At 71.2% G+C, this 12,977-nt stretch carries 10 protein-coding genes; 2 read left to right on the forward strand and 8 right to left on the reverse strand.

All coding sequences use genetic code 11. The features are described from left to right. Positions 1–15: 15 nt before the first annotated feature. From KVT45_RS15565 to KVT45_RS15590, 6 genes are all read right to left on the reverse strand, one after another. Entirely contained in the window at positions 16–1,320 is a 1,305-nt protein-coding gene (locus KVT45_RS15565; RefSeq protein ID WP_217547860.1) for a M20/M25/M40 family metallo-hydrolase, read from the reverse strand. Continuing rightward, complete coding sequence (locus KVT45_RS15570; protein WP_217547862.1) at positions 1,313–2,146, reverse strand: M55 family metallopeptidase; 834 nt, start codon at positions 2,144–2,146, stop codon at positions 1,313–1,315. Before KVT45_RS15570 ends, KVT45_RS15565 begins: the two co-directional genes overlap by 8 nt. Positions 2,147–2,244: 98 nt before the next feature. Continuing rightward, positions 2,245–2,970 carry a class I SAM-dependent methyltransferase gene (locus tag KVT45_RS15575; RefSeq protein WP_217547863.1) on the reverse strand — a complete coding sequence of 242 codons (726 nt, stop codon included), beginning with the start codon at positions 2,968–2,970 and terminating at the stop codon, positions 2,245–2,247. Between the two features lie 153 nt (positions 2,971–3,123). Then, on the reverse strand, positions 3,124–5,571 hold the full coding sequence (locus tag KVT45_RS15580; protein WP_217547865.1) for a SpoIIE family protein phosphatase: 2,448 nt from the start codon (positions 5,569–5,571) through the stop codon (positions 3,124–3,126). Between the two features lie 207 nt (positions 5,572–5,778). Further along, complete coding sequence (locus tag KVT45_RS15585) at positions 5,779–8,169, reverse strand: MFS transporter (RefSeq protein ID WP_217547866.1); 2,391 nt, start codon at positions 8,167–8,169, stop codon at positions 5,779–5,781. Between the two features lie 155 nt (positions 8,170–8,324). Further along, positions 8,325–8,768, reverse strand: coding sequence for an SRPBCC family protein (locus tag KVT45_RS15590; RefSeq protein ID WP_217547868.1), 444 nt, complete (start codon positions 8,766–8,768; stop codon positions 8,325–8,327). Positions 8,769–8,948: 180 nt separating this feature from the next. Between KVT45_RS15590 and KVT45_RS15595 the strand changes: the two genes are divergently transcribed. After that, positions 8,949–9,989 carry an Rv2578c family radical SAM protein gene (locus KVT45_RS15595; protein ID WP_217547870.1) on the forward strand — a complete coding sequence of 347 codons (1,041 nt, stop codon included), beginning with the start codon at positions 8,949–8,951 and terminating at the stop codon, positions 9,987–9,989. 170 nt (positions 9,990–10,159) lie between these two features. Next, the gene (locus KVT45_RS15600; protein ID WP_217548241.1) at positions 10,160–11,011 is read left to right on the forward strand and encodes a menaquinone biosynthetic enzyme MqnA/MqnD family protein; all 852 of its coding nucleotides are present in this window, start codon (positions 10,160–10,162) and stop codon (positions 11,009–11,011) included. A gap of 83 nt (positions 11,012–11,094) precedes the next feature. Here the strand turns inward: KVT45_RS15600 and KVT45_RS15605 are convergent, their stop codons facing one another. Both KVT45_RS15605 and KVT45_RS15610 read right to left on the reverse strand, forming a co-directional pair. Then, positions 11,095–12,072, reverse strand: a complete 978-nt coding sequence (locus KVT45_RS15605; RefSeq protein ID WP_217547872.1) for an aldo/keto reductase — start codon at positions 12,070–12,072, stop codon at positions 11,095–11,097. A 191-nt stretch (positions 12,073–12,263) separates the two neighbouring features. After that, positions 12,264–12,866 (reverse strand): TetR/AcrR family transcriptional regulator, encoded by a 603-nt coding sequence (locus tag KVT45_RS15610; protein WP_217547873.1) that lies wholly within the window; start codon positions 12,864–12,866, stop codon positions 12,264–12,266. Between the last annotated feature and the right edge of the window lie 111 nt (positions 12,867–12,977).

Consider the following 12,977-nt stretch of genomic DNA (forward strand, 5'->3'; position numbering starts at 1 on the left):
CCGTGCTACTCCGTGCTATGCCGTGCGCAGGAAGCGGTCCAGGACCTGGACGCCGAAGTGCAGGGCCTCGACGGGGACGCGTTCGTCGACGCCGTGGAACAGGGCCTGGTAGTCCAGGTCCTCGGGGAGCTTGAGCGGGGCGAAGCCGTAGCCGGTGATGCCGAGCCGGGAGAACTGCTTGGCGTCGGTGCCGCCCGACATGCAGTACGGCACCACGTGCCCGTCGGGGGCGAACTCCTCGACGGCGGCCCGCATCCGGGCGTACGTCGGTGAGTCCAGCGGTGCCTGGAGGGCGACCTCTCGGTGGTGGAACTCCCAGTCGACGTCGGGGCCGGTGAGGCGGTCGAGGGTGGCCCGGAACTCGTCCTCGGTGCCGTACAGATAGCGTCCGTCGACGAAGGCGACGGCCTCGCCGGGGATGACGTTGACCTTGTAACCGGCGTTCAGCATGGTCGGGTTGGCGCTGTTGCGGATGGTCGCCTCGACCAGCCTGGCGGCCGGGCCGAGCTTGTCGAGGAGCAGGTCGATCTCGGTGAGGTCGGGTTCGATGCCGTAGAGGGCGGCGAGTTCGGTCAGGGCGGCGGTGACCGTGGGGGTGAGCCGGAGCGGCCACTGGTGCTCGCCGATGCGGGTGACGGCGGCGGCGAGGCGGGTGACCGCGTTCTCCCTGTTGACCTTGGAGCCGTGTCCGGCCCGGCCGCGCGCGGTGAGCTTGAGCCAGGCCGTGCCGCGCTCGCCGGCGGCGACCGGGTAGAGGTGCCGTCCGGTGCCGTCGTGGAAGGTGAAGGCGCCGGACTCGCCGACGCCCTCGGTGCAGCCCTCGAACAGTTCGGGGTGGTGGTCGGCGAGGAACCCGGAGCCGTCGACCGCGCTGGCCTCCTCGTCGGCGGTGAACGCGACGACGATGTCCCGCCGCGGCCGTACCCCGTCCCGGGCCCAGGCCCGCACCACCGCCAGGATCATCGCGTCCATGTTCTTCATGTCGACGGCGCCCCGCCCCCACACGACCCCGTCGCGGATCTCCCCGGAGAACGGGTCGACGCTCCAGTCGGCGGCCTGCGCGGGTACGACGTCGAGGTGGCCGTGGACGAGGAGCGCGTCGGCGGCGGGGTCGGTGCCCTCGATGCGGGCGACGACATTGGTGCGTCCCGCGGTCCGCTCAAGAAGGATCGGCTCCAGTCCCGCCCCGGCGAGCCGCTCGGCCGCGTACTCGGCGGCGGGCCGCTCCCGGCAGTCGCCGCCGCCGAAGTTGCTGGTGTCGATCCGGATCAGCTCGGAGGTGAACCGGACGACCTCGTCGAGTGCCTGCTGGTCAGCCATACTGCTCCTCCACCGCGGCCGAGACGATCGTGGTGACCGCCTTGAAGGTGCGGATGCCGTCGTACATGGTCCCCTCGGTGTACGCCACCTTCCGCTCGCCGACCTGCTCCACGCCGGGGACGACGGTGGCGGCCAGGGCGAGGTGCTCGGCGTCGAACTCCAGGGCGATGGTGAACGGTCCGCCGGTCACCGGTTCGTGGCGCACCGCGAGCCTGGCCGCGTCCTTGGCGGCGGCGCGGATGTCGGCGGCGGTCCGGGCGGGCGTCCGGCACACGGCCGCGTACCTCGACACATGGTCCTTGACCGCGACCTTGAGGGCCTCGGGCGCGTAGCCGAGGGCGTCCTCGCAGGCCAGGTCGTCGCCGGTGACGAGGATGACCGGGACGCCGTACTCGGCGACGACGTGCGCGTTGAGCAGGCCCTCGCTGGCGCGGACGTCGCCCAGCCAGACACCGGTGACGGAGTTGGGCAGGTAGGTGTGGGCGAGGACGCCTTCCATGCCGGCGCCGGTGTGGTAGCCGACGAAGGCGATGCCGTCGACGTCGCCGTGCTGGACGCCCTCGACCATGGACAGCGTCTTGTGGCGGCCGGTGATCATCTCGGCGCGGTCGTCGAGCTGTTCCAGGAGCAGGTTGCGCATGCTCCAGTGGGCCTCGTTGATGAGGACCTCGTCGGCGCCGCCGTCGTAGAAGCCGAGGACGGCGGCGTTGACGTCGGAGGTGAACATCGGCCGGCACCGCTCCCACTGCGGCGCGCCGGGCAGCACGTCGCCGGGCCAGGTCACCCCGGTGGCGCCCTCCATGTCGGCGCTGATGAGGATCTTCATGGTCGGTCACGTTACGCGTCGGAGGGGCCACGGGCCACGGTGCGCCCGGCGGGTCGGACGGCGTCCGGTGGCCCGGCTCCGCCGCCCGGTCGCGTCCCTCAGCTCTCGCGTCCCGCCAGCACCCACTTCGACGGCAGCACGATCAGTTCGCCGTCAGGTGTGGACTCGGTCGTGGTCAGAGGAAGGTCACCGCTCGCGAGGACGGTGAGGCCGGCGTTGCGCAGGTACTCGGGGACCGCGGCGTCGGGGACCTCGCCGGGGGCGATGCCGTGGCGGAAGACCGGGGCGAGCTTGGGCGGCGGTCCCGACGGGCTCTGGGCGAGGCCGCCGAGGACGGGGCGGGCGGCCTCGGAGAGCTCGACGAGAAAGGCCCGGCCGCGGCTGCCGACGAGGGTGGCGACGGCGTCGATCACCGGCTGCCGGTCGTCGGGTTCGCACTGGTGCAGGACGCCCCGCATGTAGACGTTGGCGTCGCCGAGCTCCGCGTGCAGGGCCTCGGCCTCGCTCTTCTCGGCCGCGTCGAGGAGCCGGTAGCGGGCCTGTCCCGCGGGGTCGGCGTGCCGGGCGTGGTCCAGGGCGGCCTCGGCGATGTCGGTGCCCAGGACGCGGGGGAAGCGGCCGGCGAGGAAGCGGGTCTGGGTGCCGTTGCCGCAGCCGAGGTCGACCAGGGGCAGGCCGGGGTCGGTGAGGTGGGGTTCGAAGAGGGCGACGTGGACGGCGGCGGTCACAACCGGCTCGGCGTCCCAGAACACCGCCCCCGGTTCGTCGGGCGCCTCGCGCCAGAAACCCTCCCAGGCACTGCGGTACCGACTCGTCACGCTCATGGCCCAACTCCCCAGGATGCAGCCGCATGTGACCCGTCGTAAGTGACGGGCCAGTACGGTCTACCCTGCGCCGGTTACGGCCACAAGCGCCCGGCGCGTTCCTTCACCCCGCGTTCGACGGACGTGCGCCCCCGGGCCGGCGGCGCGCCCGGGTCAGCGGCGCCGTGCGGTGAGTTCGAACCAGACGGTCTTCCCGGCGGCCGTACGGCTGGTGCCCCACTCCCGGGCGAGGGTGGAGACCACCCGCAGTCCGCGTCCCGCCTCGTCGCCGGGCCCCGCGCTGAGCAGGGTCGGCAGGGTGTGGTCGTCGTCATCGACCTCGCACAGCAGGGTCTCGCCGCGTATCAGCCGGAGCTGGACGGGGCGGCTGTGGGAGTGCCGTACGGCGTTGGTGACGAGTTCGCTGACCATGAGTTCGGCGGGGTCGGCGAGCCGGGCCAGGCCCCAGTCGTGGAGTTGCTCGCGGACGACGGCGCGGGCGCGGCGGACCTCGGCCGGGTCGAGGGCGAGCCGCCATTCGGCGACGTCCTCCGGCCCGATGCCGTTGAGGCGGGCCATCAGCAGGGCGACGTCGTCCTTGCGGCCGCCGCGAGTGTTGAGGGCGCGGATGATGGTGTCGCAGGCGTCGTCCATGGAGGCGGCCGGGTGGGCGGCGGACTCGCAGAGGGTGGCGAGGCCGACGCCGATGTCCTCGCCGCGCATCTCGACCAGTCCGTCGGTGCACATGACCAGCCGGTCGCCGGGGTCGACGCGCACCCGCAGCGACTCGAAGGCGACCCCGCCGACGCCGATGGGCGCCCCGGTGGGCAGGTCGAGGAGTTCACTGCGCCCGTCGACGGCCCGCACCAGCACCGGCGGGATGTGGCCGGCGTTGGCGAGGTGCAGTTCGCCCTCGATCGGGTCGTAGACGGCGTAGAGGCAGGTGGCGAGGTAGCCGTCGCCGAGGCGTTGCGCCAGGTCGTCGAGGTTGCGCAGGAGCTGGGCGGGCGGCAGGTCCATGGCCGCCATCGTCTGGACCGCGGTCCGCAACTGGCCCATCATCGCCGCCGAGTTGAGGCCGTGGCCCATCACGTCGCCGACGACCAGGGCGGTGCGGGCGCCGGGGAGTTTCACGGAGTCGAACCAGTCGCCGCCGACGCGGCCGAGCAGGGTGCCCGGCAGGTACCGGGTGGCGATGTCGCAGCCCGCCATGCGCGGCGGGATGTGCGGCAGCATGCTGTCCTGGAGGGTCTCGGCGACGCTCTCCTGGAACGTGTACATGCGCGCGTTGTCGAGCACGAGCCCGGCGCGGGCGGCGAGTTCGGCGCCGGTGACCCGGTCCATGTCGTTGAACAGCTCGCGCTCGGGGTGGCGCAGCAGGATCATGAAGCCGAGCACGACCGTGCGCGCCTTGAGCGGTACGACCAGCATCGAGCGGCCGGTGATCAGCGGCCGGATGTCGCGCTTCTCGAACTGGGAGGCGATGGCGTGGCCCATCTCCTCGCTGATCCGCGGCACCAGGACCGGCTCGCCGGTGGTCATGCACTGGAAGAACGGGGTGTGCGCCGGGAACGGCATCGCCTCGCCGACCGGGATGACGTCGTCCCAGCGGCCGGGTTCGTCGGTGTGCTCGACGGCGACCCGGTGCCACATGGTGGTGGTGTCGGGCACGCCGTCCGGGAACTCCTCGCCGGCGACGACCTGTTCGCGCAGATAGGTGCCGGCGACATCGGTGAAGCGGGGTACGACGGCTCTGCTGACCTCGATGATGGTGCGGGACAGGTCGAGCGAGGTGCCGATCTTCCCGCTGACCTCGTTGAGGAATTCGAGGCGTTCACGGACGGCCGCGTACTCCAGGTCCTCGCCCTCGTCGTCGGCGAGTTCGACGGGTACCGGCAGGCCCTGGGCGGCCACCCGGGCGGCACGCTCGCGGCGGGCCATCCGCTCGGTGCGCCGGGCGACGCCCCAGTCGGGGGTCACGGGCACCCGGTCGTTCTGGCTGAACTCCAGGATGGGGTAGCCGAGTTCGAGGACCTGGGCGACGATCCGGGCGCTCTCGTCGACGCTCATGCTGGGCAGGATCTCGGGGAGCCTGCGGGCCAGTTCCTCGGCGCCGGGGAAGTCGGTGTGCAGGGCGAAGCCGGGCGCGATGCGCTCGAAGGCGATGCCCTCGTCGCGTTCGGCCTGGCGCAGGCGCTCGGCGTCGGCGGCGAGCACCAGCAGTCGTTCGTTCCCGGGGCCGACCAGCGGGTAGGCCCACCAGAGCACATCGGCGCGGTCGCGGTCGGCGACGGTGAGCCGGGCGCGGCCGGCGGCCGGGAAGTTCAGCCGTCCGTCGAGGGAGGACTCCAGGTCGGGGCCGAGTCCGTCGTAGGCCGCGTAGGCGCCGTACGGGGTGATCTCGTCGTCCTCGGGGAGCGCGCCGGAGACGGGCAGCAGGTCGAGGACGGAGCGGCCGATGGCGTCCTCCTTGGCCGCGCCGAACAACCGCCGGGCGCCGGTGCTCCAGTGGGAGACCTGGCCGTCACGGTCGACGACGACCACGGCCAGGGGGATGCGGCCCGGAGCGCCGTCCCCAGCACCGAGGCCGGGAGGTGCGTCCCGCTCGCTGCCACGGTCCATGACCCAGGCCCTCTCTCCCCACGGCTCCGCAAAAGATCTGTGCCGCCCGTCACTACCGTACGGTGGCCGCCGGTTGCGATGTGTGGCAATCCTGGAATTGGTTTCACCGGATCGCACCGGCGCGCAGGTCGGCGCCCGTATGCGGTGCGCGAACCGTGTTCACCGCGTCGGTGATCACCCCTGGCTCGGTCCTCGCTCTGTCCTCGCTCAGTCCTCGTGGCCGAGCTGGAGATCGCGTTCGGTGCGGCCGCCGCCCGCGACCTGGAGGACCGTGGCGACCGGCGGGTAACCGGCGGCGATGACCGTGTACTCGCCGGAGGACAGGTCCACGAACCGGAACGTTCCGTCGGCACCGGTGGTGAGTGTGTCCACGACGTTCCCGGCGGCGTCGAGCAGGGTCACCCGCGCGTCCTCCACGGGCCGGCCTCCCCCGGCCCGGACCGTGCCCTTCAGCACGGCGCCGCCCGCGAGTTCGACGTTCTGCCGGGTCTCCCGGGAGGCCTGGACGGTGACCGGGAGGGCGGCCGGGCGGAAGGCGGGGGCGCTGGCGGCGAGGGTGTACTCGCCGGCCACCAGCTCGGTGATCACATAGCCGCCCTCGCGGCCGCTGCGGACGCTCGCGACGACCTCGCCGTGCACGTTGGTGAGAGTGACGGTGGCGTCCCGTACCGGAGTGCCGTCGGCGGTGAGCACGCTGCCCGCGAGCCGCCCGGCACCGCCGAGGACGACATCCAGCTCGACGGGCCGCTCGCCGACCGTCACGGAGACGGCCTGCGGCTGGTGTCCGCCGGCGGCGGCGATCAGGACGTACGGCCCGGAGCCGGGCGTGGCCAGGGCGTACCGGCCGTCCTCGCCGCTGGCGCCCCGGCCGACCTGCCGGCCGACGGCGTCGATGAGGGTGAGCGCGGCGCGCGGCACCACGGTCCCGTCGGGATGCTGCACCGTGCCGCAGACGGGGATCCCGGCGCCGGTGTGCGGCGACCGGGCCTGCGGGATCGGGGCGTTCACGGCTTCGGACTCCGTTTCGGCGGTGGGGTGGGACACCAGCGGTTTCTCCTTGAGGAAGCAGGTGACGAGCAGCCCGAGGACGAGCACCGGGACCAGGTAGAGGAAGATCCGGGGCATCGCGTCGGCGTAGGCGCGGATGTAGGCGTCGCGCAGCGCCGGGGGCAGCGCGTGGACGAGCTGCGGGGTGAGGGACTCGGGGTCGGGCAGGCGGGCGCCGGCGTGGGCGGGGAGACGTTTGTACAGGGCGTCGGTGAGCCGGTCGGCGAAGAGGGTGCCGAAGACGGCGGCGCCGACGCTGCCGCCGATCTGCCGGAAGTAGTTGTTGGCGCTGGTGGCGGTGCCGAGGTCGGCGGGCCGTACGGAGTTCTGCACGGCGAGGACGAGCACCGGCATCACCATGCCGATCCCGGCGCCGAGCACTGCCATCCAGATGCTGTACTGCCAGCGCGGGGTGCCGACTTCGAGCCGGGAGAGCAGCCACATGCCGACCACCGACAGCCCCCCGCCGAGCACCGGGTAGATCCGGTAGCGGCCGGTGTGGCTGATGAGCTGTCCCGCGACGATCGAGGCACCGACGATCCCGCCCATCATGGGCAGCATCAGCAGCCCGGACTCGGTCGCCGAGGCGCCGTCGACCATCTGCAGGAAGGTCGGCAGATAGCTGGCGGCACCGAACAGGGCGACGCCGATGATCAGTCCGACCAGGCCGCTCACGTTGAAGACGGAGTCCCGGAACAGCCGGAGCGGGATGAGGGGTTCGACCGCGTGGTGCTCGACGACGAGAAACAGCCCGGTGGCGACCACCGCGCCGGCCCCCAGCCCGATGATGACGCGTGAGCCCCACGCGTCCTCCGTGCCGCCCCAACTGGTCAGCAGAACAAGGCAGGTGGAGGCGGCGGCGAGCAACAGCGCGCCCAGCACGTCGAAACGGCCGCGGGCCCGGGGCTTCGGCAGCTTCAGTACGACGCTGATGACGGCCAGGGTGACCAGCCCGAAGGGCACGTTGACGTAGAAGCACCAGCGCCAGGAGAGGTGGTCGGTGAAGTAGCCGCCGAGCAGCGGCCCGGCGACGGAGGCGAGGCCGAAGGCGGCGCCGATCAGGCCCATGAAGCGGCCGCGCTGCCGGGGCGGCACGATGTCGGCGATGATCGCCTGCACCCCGATCATCAACCCGCCCGCGCCGACGCCCTGGACGGCGCGGAAGGCGATCAGCTGGTCCATGCTCTGCGCCCGTCCGGCCAGCGCGGAGCCGACGGCGAAGACCAGGATCGCGAACTGGAAGACGCCCTTGCGGCCGATGAGGTCGCCGAGTTTGCCGTAGACGGGGAGGCCGACGGTGGCGGTGAGCAGATAGGCGGTGATCGCCCAGGACATCTTGTCGAGGCCGTGCAGCTCGCCGACGATCTTCGGCAGCGCGGTGGCCACGATCATCTGGTCCAGCGCGGCGAGGAGCAGGGCGAGCATCAGCCCGCAGAACACCAACCGGGTGCGGCGCGGCCCGAGTCCGGAGGCCGGGGCGGGTTCCGGCACGGGGGCGTCCGCGGGCGCCGCGGCCGGTTCCTCGTACTGCACCAGCGTCGTTCCGCCCACGTACCGCTCCCCTCGTCGCGCCTGCGCACAATTCCCGCCTTATTTCCCGTAGGGCGACAACTGTGAGCAAGCACGACGAGTTACGGCACGAGACCGGCCGGGCCGGAGATCCACTCGAACCGGTGAGGGGCCAACAGGCCTGGGTCCCCGGGCGGTTACTTCCCGACCTCGGCGGCGAGCTTGTCGAGCACCGCGTCGTAGATCCGGCCGAGGCCCTTGGGCGCGAAGGTCTTCTCGAAGAAGCCGCCGATACCGCCGGCACCCTGCCAGGTGGTGTGCACGACGACCTTGGACTGGCCCTCGCCGGCCGGGGTGACGCGCCAGGTGGTGACCATGGAGGAGTTGCGGTCCTTCTCGACCAGCTCTCCGTCGGTGGGCTCGCTGACCTCCAGGAGGCAGTCGCGGACGCGCTTGCTGGTGGCCTGGAGCTTCCAGTGGACCAGGGTGCCCTCGCCGTCGCCGCCCTCACGCACCTCGTATTCGCTGAAGTGCTCGGACAGCAGCTTCGCGCGCGTGCCGCTGTAGTCGGCGATCGCGTCGAACACCGTCTCCGCGTCCGCGGAGACGACCCGCTCCGTAGTGGCCTCGACCTGCGCCATCGCTTTCCTCCAGCACCTGAGTTCTCGGGGTTGCGCCAAGCCAATCACCCCGGCACCCGGCCGCCCAAATCGGGGTGCCGGAAGCGATCGGAATCGGTGTCCGCGCGGTCTCCACAGATCGTTCGCACGATCATGGGAACAGATGTTCTATTCTCTGGGCAGTGCTACCGAGGAGGCGTCATGCGCTGGGAGAACCTCACCGAGGAGACCGGACCCGGCCGGGCCGGCACCGCGCTGTTCGGCGCGGACGTGGTCACGACCCGGACCTTCGACACGCCTGAATTTCGCGGAATCACCTTTCACGAGGTGCGGGCGCGGTCGATCATCAACCGGGTGCCGGGCGCCTCGCGGATGCCGTTCGAATGGACGGTGAACCCGTACCGGGGCTGCACGCACGCATGCGTGTACTGCTTCGCCCGCAAGACCCACAGCTATCTGGACCTGGACACCGGGATCGGCTTCGACAGCCAGATCGTGGTCAAGGTGAACGCGCCGGAGCTGCTCCGCCGCCAGCTGGGCTCACGCCGCTGGCTCGGCGACCACATCGCGATGGGCACCAACGTCGACTGCTACCAGCGGGCCGAGGGCCGCTACCGGCTGATGCCGGGGATCATCTCCGCCCTCACCGAGCACGCGAACCCGTTCTCGATCCTGACCAAGGGCACCCTGATCCTGCGCGACCTCGACCTGCTGCGCCGGGCGGCGGACGTCACGGACATCGGCATCTCGGTCTCGGTCGGCTTCGTCGACCCCGAGCTGTGGCGCACCGTGGAGCCGGGCACCCCGGCCCCCGAGCGCCGCCTGGACGTCGTACGCGCCCTCACCGAGGCCGGTATCGGCTGCGGGGTCCTGATGGCGCCGGTGATCCCCTTCCTCGGCGACCACCCGGCCCAGCTCCGGGCCACCGTGCGGGCGATCGCGGCGGCCGGGGCCACCTCGGTGACACCCCTGGTGCTGCATCTGCGGCCCGGCGCCCGCGAGTGGTTCATGAGCTGGCTCGCGGCGCATCACCCGCATCTGGTGCGGCGCTACGAGCGGCTGTACGCGGAGGGCGCCTACGCGCCCAAGTGGTACCAGCGCCGGGTCACCCGTCAGGTGCACGAGCTGGCCCAGGAGTACGGCATCGGGCCGAACCGCGCGGGCACCCCCCGCCGGATCCCGGTACCGGCGGCTTCCGAGGAGCCCGCACTGCCGGAACCGACCCAGCTCACGCTGCTCTGAGTGGGTGGGGCTGCGAAACCACCGCCGCCGAGCAGGCGCCCTGACTCAGTCGTGTTCCGCCGCCCCACAACCGCCCTTGGCCCGCCTGATCCTGACCGGGTACCCCTGGCACCGGGCGGACTCTGAAGTACTAGCCTGCGGACGTGGATATCTCACACGTAGCTCGCGTCCTGCATGAACCGGGGAAGCGTCCCAGGGTCGGGCACATCCAGTTTCTCAACTGTCTGCCGATTTACTGGGGACTGGCCCGCACAGGCACCTTGCTCGACCTGGAGTTGACCAAGGACACTCCGGACCGGCTGAGCAGTCTGCTGGTCGACGGGACCCTGGACATCGGTCCGATCGCCTGCATGGAGTACCTCAAGCATGCCGATGACCTGGTGCTGCTCCCGGACATCGCGGTGGGCAGCGATGGCGCGGTGACCTCCTGCCTGATCGTCAGCCAGGTCCCACTGCGCGAGTTGGACGGGCGCCGGGTCGCCCTGGGTTCCACCTCGCGCTCGTCGGTACGCCTGGCTCGACTTCTGCTGGAGGAGCGGGAAGGGGTCCGCCCGGAGTACTTCACCTGCCCGCCGGACCTGCCGGTGATGATGCAGGACGCGGACGCCGCCGTCGTCATCGGTGACGCCGCGCTACGCGCCTACCTTCACCAGGCCGAGGATCTGGGACTGCTGGTGTACGACCTGGGCGAGATGTGGAAGGCGTGGACCGGTCTGCCGTTCGTCTTCGCGGCCTGGGCCGTCCGCAAGGACTACTTGGCGCGGAACCCTCGCATCGTGCGCGAGGTGCACCAGGCCTTCCTGGAGTCCCGGGACCTCTCGATGGCCGAAATTGACAAGGTGTGCGAGCAGGCCGCCCGGTGGGAGGCGTTCGACGAGCAGGCGTTGCGCCGCTACTACACCGAGGCTCTGGACTTCTCGTTCGGCGAACGCCAGTTGGCGGGTGTTCGCGAGTTCGCTCGCAGGGTTGCCTCGGACTCCGGATTCGATCCTGAGCTGGAGATCTCGGTCCTCCAGCCGTAGCGGTGCACGGCGGGGCGGACCCGCTCGGAACCGCGGCCGGGTGACCGTCCTGTTCCGAGCGGGCGTGATCGAGCGGGCGCGGGTCAGAAGCCGGAGGCGGGGCGCGTGGTGTAGTGCTCCTCCAGCCGGGTCAGCTCTTCGGCGCCGAGCTTGAGTTCGGTGGCGGCGACGGCGTCGGTGAGGTGGTGCGGCTTGGTGGTGCCGACGAACGGCGCCGTGACCGCCGGCTTGTGCATCACCCAGGCCAGCGCCACCTGGGCGCGGCTGACGCCGCGCTCCGCGGCGATGGCGGCGACCGCGTCGATGATTCCCCGGTCGGCCTTGGCGGTCTGGCCGTAGAGGATCTCCTCGGCGCCGTCGGTGCTGTTGCGCGTGGTCTGCTCGTCCAGGTCGCGGGTCAGCCGGCCGCGCGCCAGCGGGCTCCAGGGCATCACGCCGATGCCCTGGTCCAGGCAGTACGGCAGCATCTCCCGCTCCTCCTCGCGCTGAAGCAGGTTGTACTGGTCCTGCATGGACACGAACCGGGTCCAGCCGTGCAGGTCCGCGGTGTGCTGGAGCTTGGCGAACTGCCAGGTCCACATCGAGGACGCGCCGATGTAACGGGCCTTGCCGGCCTTCACCACATCGTGCAGCGCCTCCATGATCTCCTCGGCCGGCACATTCGGGTCGAGCCGGTGGATCTGGTACAGGTCGATGTAGTCGGTGCCCAGCCGGCGCAGACTCTCGTCCACCTGGGTGAGGATCGCCGCCCGGGACAGACCACCGCCCTTGGGGCCGGGGCCCATCGTGGCGTTCACCTTGGTGGCGATGACCACCTCGTCCCGCTTGGCGAACTCGCGCAGCAGCCGGCCGGTGATCTCCTCGCTGGCGCCGAGGCTGTACATGTTGGCGGTGTCGAATGTGGTGATGCCGGACTCGATGGCCTGCTTGAAGTACGGACGGGACTCGTCGATGCCGAAGGACCACTGATGGGTGCCGCCGGCCGGGTCGCCGAAGCTCATGCAGCCCAGCACGACCTTGGAGATCGACAGCCCGCTCTTGCCCAATCGGAGGTATTGCATGGCGAGAAATCCTTACCAGGTGACGGAAAGCGAGTGGACGCCGTACACGAAGTTGCCGTGCTTGAACGGGAAGGCGCGTAGCGCTTCGGACAGGGCAACGCTCCGTGACTAAACGTTTGTTTAGTTATGGAGGGTAGGGTACGCCGCCCGCCGGCGTGCGCAGCTTGCACACCGGCGGCATGTGACCGAGGTCATTGGGTGACGAGCCAGACCACCTCGTCGACGAAGTCGACGAGGGCTTCGACCGCCGCGGAGTCACCTGAGGCGTGCCAGAGCGCGACCCGGCCATGGGCAGCCGTGAAGACCAGGACCGCGGCTCGCCGTGGCGGCATCCGCAGCCGCACACCGGCCTGCTCGCAGCGATCGAACGCCGTGGCCACCTTGGTCACGAGGTCGACCATCGGCCCGGTCCGGGGCGCCGTCATCGGCTGATGGTTGATCAGCAGGCGGTAGTGGCCGGGGTTGTCCACCACGAACTGGCAGTAGGTCCGCACCTGGGCCCGCACCCGCTCCAGCACGGCGTCCTGCTCGCACGACTCATCGGCCTTGGCCATGGCCCGCGAGATCTGCTCGTAGTCGTACTCGATCAGCCCTTCGACCAGCGCGGACTTGTCGGCGAAGTGCTGGTAGAAAGCGGCCGGCGAGATGCCCGCGGCGCGTGCGACGCCGCGGATCGTCAGCCCCTCCTCGCCGCCCAACTCGGACAGCAGGCGCGCGGCCCCCTCCAGGATTTCCAGGCGGAGCCGGTCACCTTGCCCTCGCGGGTTGCGTGCGCGCTGCGATGTCTCGGCCACGAGGCACTGTAACCGGTCCCCAGGGCGACCGAGTCATCGGCGACTTCGTCGACGAGGCCGTCCGGCTCGTCACCCGACGCCCTCGGCCACACGCTGCCGGAGCACAAGTTG

This window comes from Streptomyces sp. GbtcB6, from assembly GCF_019091475.1.
Lineage (GTDB): Bacteria > Actinomycetota > Actinomycetes > Streptomycetales > Streptomycetaceae > Streptomyces > Streptomyces hyaluromycini.

What these genes read in the sequence shown, in the direction of transcription:
- KVT45_RS15590 (WP_217547868.1), bottom strand. Translation starts at nt 8,768, where the DNA reads ATGGCGCAGGTCGAGGCCACTACGGAGCGGGTCGTCTCCGCGGACGCG.
- KVT45_RS15605 (WP_217547872.1), bottom strand. Translation starts at nt 12,072, where the DNA reads ATGCAATACCTCCGATTGGGCAAGAGCGGGCTGTCGATCTCCAAGGTC.
- KVT45_RS15595 (WP_217547870.1), top strand. Translation starts at nt 8,949, where the DNA reads ATGCGCTGGGAGAACCTCACCGAGGAGACCGGACCCGGCCGGGCCGGC.
- KVT45_RS15565 (WP_217547860.1), bottom strand. Translation starts at nt 1,320, where the DNA reads ATGGCTGACCAGCAGGCACTCGACGAGGTCGTCCGGTTCACCTCCGAG.
- KVT45_RS15580 (WP_217547865.1), bottom strand. Translation starts at nt 5,571, where the DNA reads ATGGACCGTGGCAGCGAGCGGGACGCACCTCCCGGCCTCGGTGCTGGG.
- KVT45_RS15575 (WP_217547863.1), bottom strand. Translation starts at nt 2,970, where the DNA reads ATGAGCGTGACGAGTCGGTACCGCAGTGCCTGGGAGGGTTTCTGGCGC.
- KVT45_RS15570 (WP_217547862.1), bottom strand. Translation starts at nt 2,146, where the DNA reads ATGAAGATCCTCATCAGCGCCGACATGGAGGGCGCCACCGGGGTGACC.